Origin of the sequence: Halomonas sp. (genome assembly GCF_052095765.1) — a bacterium.
GTDB lineage: Bacteria > Pseudomonadota > Gammaproteobacteria > Pseudomonadales > Halomonadaceae > Halomonas.
Map to the genome: position 1 here is coordinate 15095 of NZ_JBQDJZ010000021.1, position 17442 is coordinate 32536.

Sequence of the window (17442 nt, forward strand, 5' to 3'; positions counted from 1 at the left end):
ATACACGCGGCCAGCGGTTGCTCAGTGGAGCCAAAACCACAGGTGTATCAGGCTCCAGGCATAGATACCCGCCATGATATCGTCAATCATAATGCCGAAGCCGCCGGTGACCCGACGGTCTGCCCAACGGATCGGCCAGGGCTTGATGACGTCGAAAATACGAAATACCACAAAGCCCCAGATGGCGGCTTCCCAGGAAAATGGCACGGCCGTCATGGTCAGCCAATAGCCGACAAACTCGTCCCATACTATCCCCGAGTGGTCATGAACCCCCAGGTCCCGGGAGGTTTTTTCACACAGCCACACTCCCCAGACAAAGGTGACCAGTATCACCGCCAGATACCAGCCTAGCGGCAGCTCGGCCATCAGCCAGTAGAAAGGAATGGCGGCCAGGGTACCAAAGGTGCCAGGGGCAAAAGGAGCAGCGCCGCTACCAAGGCCAAAGGCTAGGAAATGAGTGGGACGTCGCCAGATTGTCTGTGGTGCACGATTCATGGCCTTTCTCCCGAAAAATGCTGCCAACCAGTCAACCACTCGGGATCGACGCCTGTCACCCCCGGCGTGCTGGTAAAACTACCGATCACGGTCAGTTCAAGCTCCAGCGCCTCAAGACACTCCCTGGCCAGCTCAAGCCGCGACGGCGGCAGGCCAAGCAGGAGTTCATAATCATCACCGCCACCAAGTGCCGCCTGGCTTGCGGCGCGAGGCCCTAGGGCATCAACCAGCCCTTCGGCCAGCGGCATAGCACTGACATCAAGCGCCGCACCGACCCCTGACGCCTCACACAGGTGGCCAAGATCGGCCAGCAGTCCATCAGATACATCAATGGCGGCGCTGACATGGCCACGCAGCATCTGACCGGCCTTCAATCTAGGCTGAGGCAAAAGGTAACGCGCCAGCAAAGGATCGTCCAACTCGCGTTTTCCCGCCTGCCAGGCAGCCAGTCCACCAGCACCGCCACCCAGCGCGCCAGTAATGGCGATGAGGTCTCCGGGTCTAGCGCCATCGCGCCTAAACGCTTCGCCAGCCGGCGTTTCGCCCATTACCGTCACACTGATGGCTAGCTCGCCATGGGTCACATCGCCCCCCACCAGGCTGACACCGCTGGCCTGACAGAGCGCATGAAAACCGCAAGCAAAACCAGCGACCCAGTCGGCATCGCCAGCTGGTAGCGTCAGCGACATCAGGCACCAGCGCGGCTGTGCGCCCATGGCAGCCAGGTCACTCAGACTGACCGCCAGTGCACGATGTCCGACAGCCCGGGCGGGTGCTTCGGGCGGAAAATGAACGCCAGCCACAGAAGTATCCACGCTGACCACCAGTTGCTGGCCAGGTGTGGGTGCCAGCAGTGCCGCGTCATCGCCAGGGCCCAGCACAACGCCTTGCCCCGGACTCGGTGACTCAGGCGCCAGATAGCGGCGTATCAGGTCGAATTCACCCAACATAAGCCAGGCCTCAGCGCCGACGCGCTGCAACCTCAGTGGCGCGCAACCGGACGGCAAGCTTATCGAGAATGCCATTGACGTAGCGATGCCCGTCGGTACCGCCAAACGATTTGGCCAGCTCAACGCCTTCGTTGATCACTACCCGATAGGGAACCTCTAGACGATATGCCAGCTCGAAGGCACCAAGCCGCAGGATGGCAAGCTCGATGGCGTCCAGCTCACCCAGCGGACGATCAAGCAGCGGCGATATGCTGTCATCCAACGCATTGCGATGTTTGGCCACGCCCTGCATCAGCAGATGCAGCATCCCCAGATCGGCAATTTCCATCACCTTGTGCCAGTTTTCATGGTCCTCAAGATCATCATCGGCGACCTGGCTGCGAAACTCAGCCTCAACAGCGCTGATCGACTTGCCGGTCATCTGCCACTGATACAGCCCCTGCACGGCCAGCTCACGAGCCGCCCGCCGTGCCAGCTGGTTCTTGGAGGGCCGACGAGACTCACTCATCGGTCATCTCCCTCACCGGCGCCTTCAAACTGGCGCAGCAAAGAGACCATTTCCATAGCTGCCATGGCGGCCTCAGCACCCTTGTTGCCTGCTTTGGTGCCCGAACGCTCGATAGCCTGCTCGATGGAATTGACCGTCAGTACGCCATTGGCCACCGGGGTGTCGAAGTCCAGTTGCAGCCGGCTCAGCGCCGAGTTGCACTCACCGGCCACATACTCGAAATGCGGCGTGCCACCACGAATGACTGCACCCAGTGCAATAACGGCATCGGGCTGCACCACGTCCAGGGTACGCTTCACCGCCAGCGGCAGTTCCCAGGCACCTGGCACATGGATGATATCGATATTTTGCTCGTCAACGCCGTGGCGCGTCAGGCTGTCGATGGCGCCTTCTACCAGGCTGTCTACCACATGATGGTTGAAGCGCCCTACCACGATGACGTAACGGCCATCCACATCAATGAAGCGGCCTTCGAGCTGAGAAATCGGTTGCATGGTTTCTTTCCTGGTCTGATCGGTCACGCGCAAGCGCTGCCCACTAACGGGCAGCGCCGAGTCCTGATAACAGTCAACGCCGTCAGGCGTCGCTGTCGCCTTTATCTAACGAGCTTGTATCTGACGCGCTGTTGGCTGGGAAGCCTTCTTGCAGGTCTTCCGGCTCATAGCGCTCCACGACTTCAAGATCGAAGCCGGACAACGCTGAGTATTTCCATGGTGAGCTGAGCAGGCGCATCCGGCCTACGCCCAAGTCGCGCAGAATCTGCGAGCCAGTTCCGATGGTCATGAAGTTACCGGTGCCATCGACCTCGCTACTGCGCGGCATACGGCGGCGCTCAAGGAACACTTCAAGCAGATCATACAGATCCTGACTTGGGCGACCATCGTCGAGCAGCACAAACACACCCTGCTCCGCGCTAGCTACATCAGCCAGCGCTCCGCTGGCACTCCAGCCGGCGCTGTCACCGCGCTGCAGAGACAGCAGATCACGCATCACATTAGCCAGATGCACCCGAACGGTTGTCAGGGTGTCTGGCGTGGGCCGACCCTTGACCAGCGCCAGATGGTGCGCGCCCTGAATCCGGTCGCGGAACACATGCAGCTCAAGCTCGCCGTAGGTTGTCTGAACCGGCAGCGACTCCACCAACTCAACAGTCTGCTCATTGTGAATCCGGTAATGGATCAGATCGGCAATGGTGCCCATCCTGATGCCATGCTCCCGGGCAAACTGCTCAAGCTCAGGGCGTCGTGCCATGCTGCCGTCGTCGTTCATGATCTCGCAGATCACACCGCTGGGGTCGAGCCCGGCAAGCCCCGCCAGATCGCAGGCGGCTTCCGTATGGCCTGCACGGCGCAGCACACCGCCAGGTTCTGCCATCAGCGGGAAGATATGCCCGGGCTGAACGATATCTTCCGGGCGCGCATTGCGTGCTACCGCCGCCTGGACGGTACGCGCTCGGTCAGCGGCCGAGATGCCGGTAGTCACACCTTCGGTCGCTTCGATGGACAGAGTGAACTTAGTGCCAAAGCCCGAGGCATTGTCAGTCACCATCAAAGGCAGCCTGAGTTGCTGGCAGCGCTCGCGGGTCATCGGCAAACAGATCAGCCCACGCGCGTGGCGCGCCATGAAGTTGATATGCTCAGCCTCGACCTTTTCGGCGGCCATGATGATATCGCCTTCATTTTCGCGATCTTCATCATCAACCAGGATAACCATTCGCCCCTGGCGAATATCCTCGATCAGGTCGGCGATAGGGGTCATACCCCCAGAGGAGGAGTTCTCCATGAATTCTCCATTGATTCTGCACGACATCGGCAGTGTAACGTCTGGTGTCTCGAAAATGCGTCTCAAAAAACGAATCAGGGTATCGCGGCGTGGCCAGCGGCGCCAGTCACTACTCAGGTGCCACCCTGTTCATATCAGGGCTGTCCAAAACGGGGATGGGCACCGCCGTAATGCGCCAGTCTTTCCCCAGCGCCCGGATGTCACTGATTTCCAACGCTCGCTGCTGCGCCATACGCGTCAGTCCGGGTAGCTCAAATACGGGGCGTGCGTCACCACCCAGTAGGGTTGGCGCAACAAACAACTGCATTTCATTCACCAGCTGCGCATCCAGCATGGCACCAGCCAGCGTGGCGCCGGTTTCCAGCAGCACCTCGTTGACTTGCTCATGCTCTGCCAGATACGTCAGCAGCGCGACCAGGTTAACACGGCCATCACCGCCCGCCGGCAGCACAACCACTTCTGCTCCAGCGTTTTCAAGGCGAGTGCGGCGCACAGCATCATACCCTTCACGCGTTGCCACCAATGTTCTTCCCAGCTCACGCAGGCAGGCGGCGGTAGGCGGCAAGCGCAAGCGGCTATCCAACACCACCCGCAACGGCTGCCGACTGGCAATAGCCTCTGCGTTGGGCAGGCCGAGCTGCTCGACGCGAACGGTCAGACGGGAGTCATCCACGAGGACCGAGTCCACACCGCTTATCACGGCACCGGAACGGGCACGCAGCCGCTGCACTTCGCGCCGGGCAAAAGGCCCAGTAATCCACTGGGATTCGCCCGAGCGCATGGCAGTGCGCCCGTCCAGGCTCATGGCCATTTTCAGTCGTACAAAGGGTCGACCCTGGCGCATGCGGCTCACAAAACCAGCATTCAACTCACAGGCCTGTGCTTCCAGCAGACCAACCTGCACCTCGATACCAGCCGCTTCAAGCCGAGCGATGCCACGCCCCGCCACCTGGGGGTTGGGGTCCTGCATGGCAATGACTACCCGGGCCACACCGGCTGCGACCAGCGCATCGGCACAGGGGCCTGTGCGGCCATGATGCGAACAGGGCTCCAGCGTGACATAGGCAGTTGCACCACGCGCAGCATCGCCGGCCATCGCCAGAGCATTGACTTCCGCATGGGGCTGGCCGGCACGCTCATGCCAGCCTTCGCCCACACATTCATCGTCGCGTACCAGCACACAGCCTACCCGCGGATTGGGGTGGGCTGTGTAAAGCCCACGGCGCGCCAGCCTCAGAGCATGGGACATCCACTGCTCAGGCGCCTTCACTGCGGCGGCTCCACGTCGTCGGACGAACCCTTTTGTGTTGACGGGGGCTGAACCGAAGGCTCCTGGGCCAGGCGATCAATTTCTGCGCGAAACGCGTCAATATCCTGAAAACTGCGATAGACCGATGCAAAACGGATATAGGCCACATGGTCCAGGCGTTTGAGTGCCTGCATCACCTCTTCGCCAACATCGCGGGCATGAACTTCCCGCTCGCCGCGCGCTCTGAGAGTCTGGCGAATACGCTCCACGGCGGCCTCGATGGCTTCCGCCCCTACCGGGCGTTTCTCCAGTGCGCGCAGCATACCATCGCGCAGCTTGACCTCGTTGAACTGCTCCCGCGAGCCATCCGCCTTGATAACGCGGGGCATCACCAGCTCAGCGGCTTCATAGGTCGTAAAGCGTTCCCCGCAGGATGCGCACTGCCGCCGACGACGCACTTGGTCACCATCGACGACCAGCCGCGAATCGGTCACGCGTGTATCATTGGCGCCACAAAAGGGACAGTGCATAAACGGTGTTCTCGCTTCACAAACGAAAATGTCGCCATATTGTAACGGTTCGCGGCCAGTGAGCACAGCGCTCGCGACGCTGCGACATATTGACTCAACTGCCAGGTACACGCCTGGCGTAATACCCTGCTAATCCACAGCTGGCAGACTGAGCTATTCCAGTGCCGAGAAACTGCCACTCTTCCAAGAGGGTTACGGCCTGTTACCTTGCACGACTCATTGCACTACCCACTGCACCACTGATGAGATGGAGCCCGACTCAACCATGATGTCCCGACGCATTCATTCGCGCCAGACTGCACAGCTACCGATTGCGCTGCTGATGGTTCTGCTGATTTTACTCAGCCTGCCGGCCATGGCCCAGGGGCTGTTCTCGAGCAGGGATGAATTTCTGCCGCCAGACCAGGCCTTTCAGCTCAGTGCCGTGGATGATGGTGAGCGGGTTCTGCTGCGCTGGGATATCGCTGATGGCTATTACCTCTACCACAAGCGCCTGGAGTTCGAGACCGCTGAAGGAGTCATGCTGGAGCCACCACTACCGGACGGCGTGACCATCACCGACGAGTATTTCGGCGAATCGGCAGTTTCCTATGATCAGCTCGACGTCAGCGTTACGCCGGGAGACACCCCACACCTGACACTGACCTGGCAAGGCTGCGCAGATAACGGGCTGTGCTACGCGCCCCAGAAGGCTGACCTGCGACTGTCTGACATGGCGATTGTCGAAGCCGACAGCCTATCCGACACTTCATCTTCTGACACCTCATCTTCTGCCGCGGACGATGAAACGGGCTCACAATCACCGGGCTCACAAACCTCGCTCTCTGGGCTATCTGCAGCAGAAACTGGCAGCGGCCTGAACGATAACCTGGGCGATGACCAGGCACTGGCTGAGCGCCTCCGGCAGGCCTCTCCTGCCTGGACTCTGGCCGCCTTCTTCGGCATGGGTCTGCTGCTGGTATTCACGCCCTGCGTGCTGCCGATGATTCCGATTCTTTCCAGCTTGGTGGTCGGCGCCAACGCTACAGCCAGGCGCGGCCTGATGCTTTCCATTGCCTATGTGTTGCCCATGGCGGCCACCTATGCCGTGCTCGGTGTCGCCGCTGCGCTGGCCGGGGCCAACCTGCAAGCCATGCTGCAGACGCCCTGGGTGCTTGGCATCTTCGCTGCCTTATTCGTGATTTTCGCACTGGCCATGTTCGGACTCTTTGAGCTGCAGCTGCCGGGCCCACTACGTCAGCGCCTAGATAGCCTACAGCAGCGCCAGAAAGGCGGCACCCTGGGCGGCGCAGCCGTGATGGGCGTGCTCTCGGCGCTGTTGGTCGGCCCGTGCATGACCGCACCGCTGGCCGGCGCGCTGCTGTACATCAGCGAAACCAGCGATGCCGTGCTGGGCGGTAGCGCGCTGTTTGCCCTGGGGCTTGGCATGGGCGCACCGCTGCTGGTGGTCGGTGTGCTCGGCACCCGACTGCTGCCCAAACCTGGCCCATGGATGACCCGCGTTAAAGCACTGTTTGGTTTCGTGCTGTTGGGCATGGCGATTTACTTTATCGAACGGGTCATCAACGACGCTCTGGCTCTCGGTCTGTGGGGCGCCTGGCTGATTGGCGTGGCAGTAGCGCTAAATCAGGCGTCCCGCAGCAACACGCCGACTCCGGGGCAGCTGATCAGCCGCGCCAGTGGGCTTGTTGTCGGATTGTGGGGCGTCATCATGGTAGTGGGGAGCGCTGCCGGGGTTAGCGACCCGCTCCGCCCGCTGGGGTTCATACAGCCCAATGCGCCTGCTGCGACGGCAACAGAAACCCGCCAGGACTTCATGGCGCGCTTTGCCCCCGTCACCAGCCTGGACGACTTGCAGCGCCAGGTGGATGTGGCCAGCGACGCAGGTCGCTGGACGCTGGTCGACTTCTACGCCGACTGGTGCGTGTCCTGCAAGGTGATCGAGAAAGAAGTCTTTGGTAACCCCGAGGTACAGGCCGCGCTGGCTGACGTCAGCCTGCTGCGTCCCGACGTGACCAAAAACAACGCGCAGGACAAGGCACTGATGCAGGAGTTTGGCATCATTGGTCCGCCCACCCTGTTGCTGATTGGCCCCGACGGCGAGGAGCGCCGGGGCCAGCGCATCATCGGCGAGCTTTCCGCCGAGGACTTCATGGCCCGTCTGAGCAAGGCAGGCATGACGGAAAACAACACTCTGGAGGACTCTCGGTGAGCCTGCTACATCAAAGTTTTGCCATTGGACCGATTGGCCTGAGCGTAGAGCGCTGGCTACTGATACTGGCGGTAGTGATTGCCCTGCTGGCCGGCGCGCTGATGGGAGCCCGCCGTCGGGTGTCGGTGAGTGACAGCCTGATTACGGCCGTGCTGATCGGCATTATTGGTGCTCGGCTTGCGTTTGTTGCCCAGTATCACCAGCGCTATGACAGCCTGCTGGCCATGCTCGATATCCGCGATGGCGGCTTCATCCCGCTGGCCGGCGCTACAGCCGCGGCACTTTATCTGCTGTGGCGTCTGTGGCGCTCACCCAAGCAGCGTGTGCCGCTGGCGGGTGCCGTCGCGGTGGGCGCCATCTGCTGGGGGCTGACCGCCGGCAGCCTGATGCTGATTGATCACCAGACAGGCACTCTGCCAGACGTCCCCATGGCTACCCTAGACAACACCCCAGTGAATCTGGCTGAGCTGTCGCAGCAGTCTGGCCAGCCTGTGATCGTCAATCTTTGGGCCACCTGGTGCCCGCCCTGCCGCCGTGAAATGCCCCTACTGGAAAGCGCCCAGCGAGACAACAGTGACATTGCCTTTGTGTTTGCTAATCAGGGCGAAGACAGCGTGCATATCAAGCGCTTCCTGCAGAACCAGTCACTGGACCTGAATAATGTGTGGCTCGACGCCAATCTGGCGCTAGGACAGCAGCTTGGCGCCCAAATCATGCCCACCACGCTGTTTTATGACGCCGGCGGACGCCTGATCGACAGCCACATCGGCGAGTTATCAGAAGCGACACTAGCGCCTTACCTGGAACGGCTGGCCCCATGAGACCTGACCGACCGAGAACACACGCGCAAGACTATCCGCAACACTGACGTAATGGAGTGATCAACATGTGGCAACACACACAGCTGGCCCGGTCCGTAACGCTGAGCCTTGGGCTGACGCTGGGATTGGCGGTAAGCGCTGGCAGCGCGCTGGCCGAGGAGATTCCGGCCCCCATTGCAGCGCTTGAGGATGAAGGCCTGACTATTCACGGCACCTTTGATGCACCGTCCGGCCTCACCGGCTATGCCGCCAGCATGCAAGGCCGCGAATTGGCGGTATATCTCACCAGCGACGGCAAGCATGCCATCATCGGTAACATGGTGGATGCCGACGGCAACAACCTGTCAACTGAGCCCTTGGAGCGTCTAGTCACCGGCCCGCAAAATGCGCTGGACTGGGAGGCGCTTGGCGAAAGCGCTTGGATCGCCGACGGCGACGACAGCGCTGAACGCATTGTTTATACCTTCACCGATCCCAACTGCCCCTTCTGCAGCCGGTTCTGGCAAAGCGCTCGCCCCTGGATTGACGCTGGCGATGTGCAGCTGCGCCATGTCATGGTCGGCATTCTCCAGCGCGACAGCCCGCGGTTAGCCATTTCCATGCTGGCCGCCGACGATCCGGCAAGCACACTCAACGCCCATGAGTCGGGCAGCCCTGTTGAGCCCCTGGATTCGCTATCCCGCGAGTGGGAAATGGAGCTGCAGAAAAATCACGACCTCATGAAAAGCTTCGGCCTGCACGCCACTCCGAGCATTCTGTATATGGAAGATGGCAAACTGCAGATGAGCCAGGGCGCCCCCAACAAAAACAAACTGGAAGAAATCATGGGCAGTGCCAAGCCTTAAACACTCGGCCTTAAGCACTGGAGTTTGGTTCATCCTGTGCGCTGTTTTCCCCTGTACCATCACCACAAAAGCCCTGCGGGATGACGTTCCCGGCAGGGCTTTTCAGCCATACGCTGGTGACACAGACGCTTATCAGATCTGACGAACCGTCAGTTCAGTCATCGAGATTCTCAAAACGCGGCTGGCCAACGTTCCAGGGCTTGCGCTCATCGCCCTTCTCGCCCCAGTTGGCATGATCAGCAAGGCGGTGACCATCACTCTCACGCACCTGACCATAGCTGGAATGCTTGTGGAACGTCGGGCCAAACTTCTCCAGCACTTCATCCACACTGCCCGTGTAACGCGGATCCTGCGGGCGCTCCTGCTGGGTCATGAAGTAGGCAACATCCCAGGCGTCCTGGTCAGACAGCGACAGCGGCTGACCCAGCGGCATGTTGTTCTTGATGAACCCGGCCGCCGTGTGAATGCGCGAGATGCCCGCGCCCCAGTTGTAAGAACCATCACCCCAGGTGGGCGGAAACACATAGTCACCGTCCTGATAGAGGCCAGAACCATCCTCGCTGTGGCAGATCGCGCAGTTGTCCGCAAAAACCTGCTCGCCATTAGCGTAGCTCAGCTCCTCAGGACGCTCTGGCTGAGGAAAGCCGCGCCCATAAATAGGCTGGTCCGGGTACATGGGCGCACCCTTGGCCAGCCACTGGTGATAGGCAGAGAGCGCTAGCATGTCATCACTGCCGTACTCCGGCGGTATACCGTTCATAGAGTAGGCAAAGCAACCAGCAAGGCGTTCTTCCAGGCTATTGACGTGCTGGTTTTTACCGCGGAAGTCCGGCAGTGTGACTACCGCTGCCCATACCGGAGCACTGAACGGCTGACGCCCTTCGCCCAAGTGACAACTGGAGCAGTTCATATCATTGAAGACGTTCTGACCCCGCAACTGCTGGGTGTTGGTAAAAAGATCGTAACCGCGACGGATGACCGCTTTGGTCTCCGGCTTCATATCTGCGGCTTCGAGATCCGCCATGGTGGGTGGCACATGCACTAGCTCACCTTCCTGGGGAGCCGGATAGCCCATCTCGACCAACATTTCGTAAGGATGGCCGTCAGTTTCTGCCAGGGCGACCAGGCTTACACTGGCGGCTAAGGTTGCGCCAGCTAGAGTCAACACATTCCTGCGATTGATCATTGTTCTCTCCTTACTCGTTGCCAGCCGGCTGAGTGGCCAGCCAGGCCGCCACGGCATGGATATCTTCGTCGCTCATACGCTGTGCGATGGAGACCATCAGATCCTGAGGATCATTGCTACGGGTCCCGTTCTGCCAGGCGTGCAGCTGATCCTCAATATAGCCCGCCTGCTGACCGGCTATTCCGGGGAAGATAGCGCCCACCCCCTGGTTACCCGGCCCGTGACAGCTCTTGCAGGAGACAATGTACTCGTCCCAATCGCCGCGCTGGGCCAGCTGCTCGCCGCGCATCAGCACCTCTTCGTCAACGTCACCGCCAGCAGCTTCAGTGGGTTCCATCTGGCTGTAATAGGCCGCAACATCGGCAATCTGCTCATCGTTGAGCATGTTGGCAAACGGCAGCATGGACATGTTTTCACGGTTTCCCGACTTGAAGTCGTGCAGCTGCTTGACCAGATAATCGGCATTCATGCCGGCCAAGCGTGGCCAGGACTCTCCGCCAGGTATGTTCATGCCCATGCCATCGGCCTGGTGACAAGCCAAACATACCGCCGCAGATGCCTCACCGCGCGCAGCATCCCCCTCCTGTGCCAGTCCAGGCGCTGCCACTGCCAACAGCAGCGCAAGCCCCCCCGCCTTGCTGATTGTTGTCATAGTCTTTCCCCTTTGTCAGTTTGCTGCTCTCTTGTGGAGCATGATGACGACGTTACCAGAGGTACACATAGTTGCACCTCTAGTCCACCACTTTGCGGCCCTTCGAAGCTGAGCTCGCCGCCAAACCGCCCAGCGATGGCGGCCACAATGGCCAGCCCCAAGCCACTGCCCTGCCCCTTACCGAGCCGCCAGAACCGCCTCGGCAGGCGCGACAGCTTGTCAGGATCAAGCCCAGGACCATAATCACGAACCCTCAGGCAAAGACATTTCTCTCCCTGCATCTCAGCTCTGAGCGTGACTCGTCCGTCATCTCCATAACTTAAGGCATTGTCGAGAAGGTTACGCAGCGCGGTAATGGCCAGCTCTCTGGGCATGTCCAACACTGCGCCAGGGCAGTGGTCGATAATTTCGATACGCGCGGCCTGCGCGCCGACATCGGCACAGGCCAGGTTCATCACTTCGGCAACCCGGCAGAGCTGACCATCGTCAAAGGCTATCTGGCCCTCGACCCTGGCGAGCATCAACAGCTGCTCCAGGGTTCGTGCCAGCCGCGCCACCCCCTGCTCGGCCAGCGCCACGGACTCACGTGCCGCTTCTCCGTCCACCCGGCTTGCCACCTGAAGATGGGTCTTGATAGCGGTCAGCGGCGTGCGCAGCTCATGGGCGGCATCATTGGTGAAGCGCTGCTCGCGCACCATGGCCTCCTGCATCCGGCTAAGCAGCTCATTCAAGGTATCGACCAGCGGGCGAATCTCCACCGGCACACCCTCAGTGGATACCGGCGCCAGCGCATCCGGATGGCGACTGGCCAACGCCTGACGCAACTTGCCAAGCGGTGCCAAGCCACTGGAAACACCCCACCACAGCATCAGCAGGCTGCCGGTGAGCGCCACCACGAAAGGCACTACCGCAACTTCGATTACGTTACGCATCAATAGGTTGCGCTCATCCATTCGGTCGGCGGTGGTGATCACCAGGCCGTTCCGCTCATAGGTGAACACGCGCCAGGTCATGCCTGATTCCTGGCGATAGGCATGGCCACGTTCACCTGGCGCGAGTACTCCGGCCATGTTGGTGTGAGTGCGAGCGATCACCTCCCCGCGCGGCGAGTGTACCTGGCAGGCCAGACCTTCAATGGCGGGAATGGAAAGTGCGGGACGCTGGGCCTGAGCCCAGGCGTCCTGGGGAAGCTGTTCCATGAGACCAGCAACCATGCGTGCCGATTGCGCCAGACGTTGATCGAGGGTTTTTTCCAGCTGGTCATAGAGACCACTCAACAACCAAGCAGCCGCCAGCCCCCACAGTAAGGTCAGGGTCAGCCCCAGGGTCAGCAACAGGCGAGTGCGCAAACTCAACGGACGGCCTTTTTCGCCGCCATGGCGTCAGCGTCCCCGAGGCGATAGCCAAGACCGCGCACCGTCTCAACGATGCCCGTGCCCAGCTTGCGGCGCAGATGGTGGATATGCACATTCAGTGCATTGCTTTCAACTTCTTCACTCAGTCCGTAGAGGCTGTCTTTGAGCCGCTCGCTGGACAGGATGCTACGCGGTGACTGCAGAAAGGCTTCAAGCAGCACCAGTTCGCGGCGTGACAGGGAAACCGGATGCCCTGACAAGGTTACCTCGCGGGTCACGCTGTCCAGACACAGCGGGCCGTGCTCAATCAACGGCCGAGCGCGGCCGGCGCTGCGCCGGATCAGTGCCTGCAGGCGGGCCACCAGCTCATCCAGGTCAAAGGGCTTAGATAGGTAGTCATCGGCCCCTTCCTGAAGGCCTTGTACCCGATCGGACACCGCATCCCGGGCGGTAAGTACCAGCACTGGCACTTCATGCCCGGCGGTACGCCAGTCAGCCAGCAGATCCAGACCATCGCCATCAGGCAAGCCTCGATCAAGAATCACCGCGTCACTAGTCACACCATCAAACATGGCGCGGGCCTCAGCAATGCTTGTGGCCACATCAACCACGAAGTCATGCACCAGAAGGCCGGACCGTATGCCGGCGGCAACCAGCGCGTCGTCTTCAATTAACAATACATGCATGCCCTATCCTCCAGGGCTGCATTGTGGCGCGCAACGATTAAGCCTGCATTAACTGCCTGGCAAGACTTTAGTCGCCACAACGCCTGGCTGACGCCTGAATGAGGTGTAATGCCGTATCCAACCAAGCGCAACATTCTTCAGACACTGCTCGTCACTCGCCGAGCAACCACCCAGCCAAGTGCCATGGCAAGCAGCATGGCGGCCAGGGGGATGCTGAGACCAGAAGCCGAGGCGATGGCAGGCCCCGGGCAGTAGCCTGACAGCCCCCAGCCTATTCCAAACAGCGCAGCACCACCGATCAATCGGGCATCCAGATCGTTACGGCCAGGCAACTGGAAACTCCCGGCGAACAGCGGGTGCTCACGGCGTAATACCAAACGATAGCCGATGAAGTTGGTGATCACGGCACCGCCAAGCACAAATAGCAGTGTCGGATCCCAGGCGCCGAAAAAGTCGAGAAAGCCCAGCACGCGTGCCGGATCCGTCATGCCTGACACTGCCACACCCAAGCCGAACAGCAGACCGGCGATATATCCCATCAGCGTTTTCATGCCCCGCCTCCGATCACATGCCGAACCACATAGACGGTAGCAATCGACATTGCCATGAAAGTGACCGTGGCGACGATTGAGCGCGTTGACAGCCGTGCCAGACCGCAGACGCCGTGTCCGCTGGTACAGCCACTGCCAATACCGGTGCCAAAACCCACCAGCAGGCCAGCCAGCAACATAATCCCTGCTCCACCCGCCGGCGCACCGATCACAGCCTCTGGCTCACCGGCAACGTTGCCCAGGCTAAACAGCATGATCAACACCGGTCCGCTGATCAGACCCAACAGAAAGGCGAGTCGCCATGCGTAATCACCGCTTGGGCGCATTGTAATCAGCCCGCTGATAATGCCGCTGATGCCTGCAATACGCCCCAGCGTTGCCATCAGCCAGGTAGCCGACAGGCCGATCAGCACGCCGCCGATCAGCCCATGAAGACTTGCCGTCCAGTCCACGTGACTACTCCTTTGTGTGTCGTTAGATAAGAGTTACTTGTTGATCTTGCAGGTATTGATGCCGAGCAGCTTATAGGCTGGGCAGGTGTTGAACAGGCCGGTGGCCAGCGGTACAACGCCGATCCATCCCCACACGCCGATAGTGCCGGTCAACGCCAGTACAATCAGCAGCGCGCCAACAACAATACGTGCAATCTTGTCGATTCCGCCTACGTTCTTTTTCATGATATTGCCTCTTTTCTTCAGGTTGATGTTTCAGGTTGGTGTTTCAGATGTATTCTCAAAGTCAGGCCAGCTTATTTGCTGTTACCCAATTGCCATTACGGCGCTATCCAGGGCATCACTCACTAGCAGCAGCGCCAAGAGGCGCACCAGCGGGCGCCATTGGCTGACTAAGCGTCTGCCGTGGCAGCGCCTCGCCACGCAACTCACGCCAGGCATCATAGGTGCTCAAGAACACCTGCCCAGTGAGCTCGTGGCAGAACTCGGTATCTTTCAGCCTGTCCATCACTGGTCCTTTGACTTCGGCCATATGCAACTTCACGCCAGCATCCCGGAGCCGCGCATTGATCGCCTCCAAGCTCTTGAGTGCCGAGGCATCCACCACATTCACCGCCTGACAGGCCAGCACGATGTGCTCAAGGCCGGGCTGGTGTGCCGTCAACGCCATGACGGTATCTTCCAGATAGCGGGCATTGGCGAAATACAGGCTCTCATCCACCCGCAGAATGACCAGACGCGGGTCGGTTTCCACAGCGTGGCGCTGCACGTTGCGAAAGTGCTCGCTGTTGGGTACGCGCCCCACCACGGCACTGTGCGGCTGGCTGGTTCGATACAGATGCAGACCTATGGAAAGCACCACCCCGACCAAGATGCCCGTTTCCACTCCCTGCACCAGAGTCAGGACCAGGGTCGCCAGCATGGCCACGCCATCGGCACGCGAATAGGACCAAGTCTCACGTACCGCGGGCAAATCAATCAGTGTACCGATGGCAACAATGATGGTAGCGGCCAGCGTCGCCTTGGGCAGATACGCCAGCGGCTCGGTCAGCACCAATGTCGCGATGGCGATACCGATGGCAGTAAAGGCACCAGCCAGCGGCGTAGCCGCACCGGCTTCAAAGTTGACCACCGACCGGGAGAACCCCCCAGATACCGGCGAGCCACCGCTCACTCCCGCACCCATATTGGCCAGCCCCAGCGCAATCAGCTCCTGATTGGGGTCGATGCGTTGACGGCGCTTGGCGGCCAGTGTCTGCGCCACCGACACCGACTCAACAAAGCCCACCAAACTGATCAGCACCGCCGCTGGCAACAGCGTGGACCACAAACTCGGCTCAAAGCTGGGTAGTGCGAGTGCAGGCAGGCCGCTGGGCACTTCACCCACCAAGGCCACACCGCGCTGCCCCAGCTGCAGCCACCAGGCCAGTAAGGTGGTGGTTATTACCGCAACGACTGGCGCGGCTCTGGATAAAAGCTCAGCCGTACGCAAAGCCAGACCTGCTGCTGTCAGCCACCCCTTGAGATAGCGCCGACAGGTCAGCAGAAAGATCCATACCCCAGCACCAAATAACAGCGTGATCGCATTGACCTCACCCAGCTGGCTGCCCAGAGTGCCAGCCATTTCAAGCAGGTTATTCCCCGAGCCTCGAATACCCAGAATATGACTCAGTTGGCTGGCGGCAATCAGAATGCCCGAAGCGGTGACAAAACCCGAGATCACCGGATGACTCAGAAAGTTGGCCAGAAAACCCATACGCAACAAGCCCATGCCCAGCAGCAGCAGGCCAGAGAAAAACGCCAGCACCAGAGCCGCCCCGACATATTCGGCAGTACCGGCAACGGCGATATCCGCCAGCGCCGAGGCGGTCATCAGTGAAGCAACCGCAACCGGCCCCACCGCAAGGGTCGCACTGGTGCCAAAGAGCGCATAGAGCACCAGCGGCAGCATGCTGGCATACAGCCCGACTTCAGGCGGCAGGCCAGCCAGCAGGGCATAGGCCAGCGCCTGGGGCACCAGCATCATGGTAACAATCACGGCGGCCAGCAGGTCGCGGGTCAGAGTGTCGCGATGATAATCGCGCAGCCAGCCAACCAGCGGTATCCAGCGGGCAAGTCGCGTACTCAACATGGGCATGATCAGCGGTCCACTTGATCGATCATTCAATGACTTGCGGCGAGTCTGTCCAGACGTACACTTTCCGCATCAGAAGAGGTTAACTGGCACTTTGAAGTACACCTGGCCGTTGTCTTCAGCGGGTGGCATTTCACCGGCACGCATGTTGACCTGCACTGAAGGAAGAATCAGCCGTGGCATATCAAGAGTGGCGTCACGCTCGGTGCGCATGGCGACGAAGGCGTCTTCATCCACACCCTGATGAACGTGAATATTGGCTGCGCGCTGCTCAGCGACACTCGTTTCGTGCTGATACTCGCTGCGCCCTTCCGGCAGATAGTCGTGGCATAGAAACAGCCTTGTTTCATCCGGCAGGCTCAGCACCTTGTGAATAGAGCGATACAGCGTGCGGGCATCACCGCCGGGGAAGTCGCAGCGCGCAGTGCCGTAGTCGGGCATGAACAGGGTGTCACCAACAAAGGCAGCATCACCGATCACATAGGTCAGACAGGCTGGGGTGTGTCCCGGTGTGTGCAGCACACGACCCTCCATGCCTCCAATTGCGAAGGTGTCGTCCTCCTTGAACAGCTGGTCAAACTGGCTGCCATCACGAGCGAACTCAGTACCGGCATTGAAGGCCTTACCGAACACTTCCTGAACGACTTTGATATTGGCGCCAATGCCTGTTCTCCCACCGAGTTTTTCGTGCAGGTAAGGCGCAGCAGAAAGATGGTCGGCATGAACGTGGGTTTCAAGAACCCACTCCACGCTCAGCCCTTCGCGCTGGATAAAAGCAATGATTGCATCAGCAGACCGCACATCGGTGCGCCCGGCGGCGTAGTCGAAATTGAGCACGGAGTCGATGATTGCGCAGGACGTACTTGCGGGGTCACGAACTACGTAGCTAAACGTGTTGGTCGGCTCATCGAAAAACGCAGTAACGATGGGCTGAGAAACGCTGGAAATCGACATACAACATAGCTCCATCAAATAGGACATACAGCCATTGTAATGGCTTTTGAATTATAAGTTTAGTTTTTTTTGGAATAAGA

General features: G+C 60.1%; 19 protein-coding genes. 3 read left to right on the forward strand and 16 right to left on the reverse strand.

From position 1 onward, the window contains the following. Positions 1 to 21: 21 nt before the first annotated feature. From ACTH3D_RS04580 to nrdR, 7 genes are all read right to left on the reverse strand, one after another. Positions 22 to 495 carry a phosphatidylglycerophosphatase A family protein gene (locus ACTH3D_RS04580; protein WP_441665719.1) on the reverse strand — a complete coding sequence of 158 codons (474 nt, stop codon included), beginning with the start codon at positions 493 to 495 and terminating at the stop codon, positions 22 to 24. Beyond that, the gene (gene thiL, locus ACTH3D_RS04585; protein WP_441665721.1) at positions 492 to 1445 is read right to left on the reverse strand and encodes a thiamine-phosphate kinase; all 954 of its coding nucleotides are present in this window, start codon (positions 1443 to 1445) and stop codon (positions 492 to 494) included. The genes ACTH3D_RS04580 and thiL overlap by 4 nt, the downstream gene beginning before the upstream one ends. A gap of 10 nt (positions 1446 to 1455) precedes the next feature. Continuing rightward, positions 1456 to 1953, reverse strand: a complete 498-nt coding sequence (gene nusB, locus ACTH3D_RS04590; RefSeq protein WP_441665723.1) for a transcription antitermination factor NusB — start codon at positions 1951 to 1953, stop codon at positions 1456 to 1458. Beyond that, positions 1950 to 2447, reverse strand: a complete 498-nt coding sequence (ribH, locus tag ACTH3D_RS04595; protein WP_441665725.1) for a 6,7-dimethyl-8-ribityllumazine synthase — start codon at positions 2445 to 2447, stop codon at positions 1950 to 1952. The genes nusB and ribH overlap by 4 nt, the downstream gene beginning before the upstream one ends. Positions 2448 to 2529: 82 nt before the next feature. Next, positions 2530 to 3735 (reverse strand): bifunctional 3,4-dihydroxy-2-butanone-4-phosphate synthase/GTP cyclohydrolase II, encoded by a 1206-nt coding sequence (gene ribBA, locus ACTH3D_RS04600; RefSeq protein ID WP_441665727.1) that lies wholly within the window; start codon positions 3733 to 3735, stop codon positions 2530 to 2532. 109 nt (positions 3736 to 3844) lie between these two features. Then, positions 3845 to 4984: a bifunctional diaminohydroxyphosphoribosylaminopyrimidine deaminase/5-amino-6-(5-phosphoribosylamino)uracil reductase RibD gene (gene ribD, locus ACTH3D_RS04605; protein WP_441665729.1), complete on the reverse strand. Its 1140-nt coding sequence runs from the start codon at positions 4982 to 4984 to the stop codon at positions 3845 to 3847. A 17-nt stretch (positions 4985 to 5001) separates the two neighbouring features. Then, positions 5002 to 5514, reverse strand: a complete 513-nt coding sequence (gene nrdR, locus ACTH3D_RS04610) for a transcriptional regulator NrdR (RefSeq protein WP_441665731.1) — start codon at positions 5512 to 5514, stop codon at positions 5002 to 5004. A 265-nt stretch (positions 5515 to 5779) separates the two neighbouring features. Here nrdR and dsbD point away from each other — a divergent pair, with 265 nt between their 5' ends. The 3 genes from dsbD (at position 5780) to dsbG (ending at position 9392) form a co-directional block, all read left to right on the forward strand. Next, positions 5780 to 7726: a protein-disulfide reductase DsbD gene (dsbD, locus tag ACTH3D_RS04615; RefSeq protein ID WP_441665733.1), complete on the forward strand. Its 1947-nt coding sequence runs from the start codon at positions 5780 to 5782 to the stop codon at positions 7724 to 7726. Next, entirely contained in the window at positions 7723 to 8547 is an 825-nt protein-coding gene (locus ACTH3D_RS04620) for a prolipoprotein diacylglyceryl transferase family protein (protein WP_441665735.1), read from the forward strand. Before dsbD ends, ACTH3D_RS04620 begins: the two co-directional genes overlap by 4 nt. A gap of 65 nt (positions 8548 to 8612) precedes the next feature. Then, positions 8613 to 9392, forward strand: a complete 780-nt coding sequence (dsbG, locus tag ACTH3D_RS04625) for a thiol:disulfide interchange protein DsbG (protein ID WP_441665737.1) — start codon at positions 8613 to 8615, stop codon at positions 9390 to 9392. A 154-nt stretch (positions 9393 to 9546) separates the two neighbouring features. On the opposite strand, the gene ACTH3D_RS04630 is transcribed toward dsbG, so the two are convergent. From ACTH3D_RS04630 to ACTH3D_RS04670, 9 genes are all read right to left on the reverse strand, one after another. Continuing rightward, positions 9547 to 10578, reverse strand: coding sequence for a c-type cytochrome (locus tag ACTH3D_RS04630; protein ID WP_441665739.1), 1032 nt, complete (start codon positions 10576 to 10578; stop codon positions 9547 to 9549). 10 nt (positions 10579 to 10588) lie between these two features. Beyond that, positions 10589 to 11230 (reverse strand): c-type cytochrome, encoded by a 642-nt coding sequence (locus ACTH3D_RS04635; protein WP_441665741.1) that lies wholly within the window; start codon positions 11228 to 11230, stop codon positions 10589 to 10591. Then, positions 11227 to 12585, reverse strand: coding sequence for an ATP-binding protein (locus ACTH3D_RS04640; protein WP_441665744.1), 1359 nt, complete (start codon positions 12583 to 12585; stop codon positions 11227 to 11229). Before ACTH3D_RS04640 ends, ACTH3D_RS04635 begins: the two co-directional genes overlap by 4 nt. Continuing rightward, entirely contained in the window at positions 12582 to 13271 is a 690-nt protein-coding gene (locus tag ACTH3D_RS04645; RefSeq protein ID WP_441665746.1) for a response regulator, read from the reverse strand. Before ACTH3D_RS04645 ends, ACTH3D_RS04640 begins: the two co-directional genes overlap by 4 nt. Before the next feature lie 137 nt (positions 13272 to 13408). After that, positions 13409 to 13822 carry a DUF6691 family protein gene (locus tag ACTH3D_RS04650; protein WP_441665748.1) on the reverse strand — a complete coding sequence of 138 codons (414 nt, stop codon included), beginning with the start codon at positions 13820 to 13822 and terminating at the stop codon, positions 13409 to 13411. Continuing rightward, positions 13819 to 14274, reverse strand: coding sequence for a YeeE/YedE family protein (locus tag ACTH3D_RS04655; RefSeq protein WP_441665750.1), 456 nt, complete (start codon positions 14272 to 14274; stop codon positions 13819 to 13821). Before ACTH3D_RS04655 ends, ACTH3D_RS04650 begins: the two co-directional genes overlap by 4 nt. Before the next feature lie 33 nt (positions 14275 to 14307). Further along, positions 14308 to 14499: a YgaP family membrane protein gene (locus ACTH3D_RS04660; RefSeq protein WP_441665752.1), complete on the reverse strand. Its 192-nt coding sequence runs from the start codon at positions 14497 to 14499 to the stop codon at positions 14308 to 14310. A gap of 115 nt (positions 14500 to 14614) precedes the next feature. Further along, entirely contained in the window at positions 14615 to 16411 is a 1797-nt protein-coding gene (locus ACTH3D_RS04665) for a SulP family inorganic anion transporter (protein WP_441665754.1), read from the reverse strand. Positions 16412 to 16480: 69 nt separating this feature from the next. Beyond that, positions 16481 to 17362, reverse strand: a complete 882-nt coding sequence (locus tag ACTH3D_RS04670; RefSeq protein ID WP_441665756.1) for an MBL fold metallo-hydrolase — start codon at positions 17360 to 17362, stop codon at positions 16481 to 16483. Between the last annotated feature and the right edge of the window lie 80 nt (positions 17363 to 17442).

Coding starts and splice junctions, on each gene's coding strand:
- ACTH3D_RS04650 (WP_441665748.1), bottom strand. CDS start 13,822: ATGAAAACGCTGATGGGATATATCGCCGGTCTGCTGTTCGGCTTGGGT.
- ACTH3D_RS04645 (WP_441665746.1), bottom strand. CDS start 13,271: ATGCATGTATTGTTAATTGAAGACGACGCGCTGGTTGCCGCCGGCATA.
- dsbD (WP_441665733.1), top strand. CDS start 5,780: ATGATGTCCCGACGCATTCATTCGCGCCAGACTGCACAGCTACCGATT.
- ACTH3D_RS04635 (WP_441665741.1), bottom strand. CDS start 11,230: ATGACAACAATCAGCAAGGCGGGGGGGCTTGCGCTGCTGTTGGCAGTG.
- ACTH3D_RS04670 (WP_441665756.1), bottom strand. CDS start 17,362: ATGTCGATTTCCAGCGTTTCTCAGCCCATCGTTACTGCGTTTTTCGAT.
- ribD (WP_441665729.1), bottom strand. CDS start 4,984: ATGTCCCATGCTCTGAGGCTGGCGCGCCGTGGGCTTTACACAGCCCAC.
- ribBA (WP_441665727.1), bottom strand. CDS start 3,735: ATGGAGAACTCCTCCTCTGGGGGTATGACCCCTATCGCCGACCTGATC.
- ACTH3D_RS04660 (WP_441665752.1), bottom strand. CDS start 14,499: ATGAAAAAGAACGTAGGCGGAATCGACAAGATTGCACGTATTGTTGTT.
- dsbG (WP_441665737.1), top strand. CDS start 8,613: ATGTGGCAACACACACAGCTGGCCCGGTCCGTAACGCTGAGCCTTGGG.
- ACTH3D_RS04665 (WP_441665754.1), bottom strand. CDS start 16,411: ATGCCCATGTTGAGTACGCGACTTGCCCGCTGGATACCGCTGGTTGGC.
- nrdR (WP_441665731.1), bottom strand. CDS start 5,514: ATGCACTGTCCCTTTTGTGGCGCCAATGATACACGCGTGACCGATTCG.
- nusB (WP_441665723.1), bottom strand. CDS start 1,953: ATGAGTGAGTCTCGTCGGCCCTCCAAGAACCAGCTGGCACGGCGGGCG.
- ribH (WP_441665725.1), bottom strand. CDS start 2,447: ATGCAACCGATTTCTCAGCTCGAAGGCCGCTTCATTGATGTGGATGGC.
- ACTH3D_RS04580 (WP_441665719.1), bottom strand. CDS start 495: ATGAATCGTGCACCACAGACAATCTGGCGACGTCCCACTCATTTCCTA.
- thiL (WP_441665721.1), bottom strand. CDS start 1,445: ATGTTGGGTGAATTCGACCTGATACGCCGCTATCTGGCGCCTGAGTCA.
- ACTH3D_RS04630 (WP_441665739.1), bottom strand. CDS start 10,578: ATGATCAATCGCAGGAATGTGTTGACTCTAGCTGGCGCAACCTTAGCC.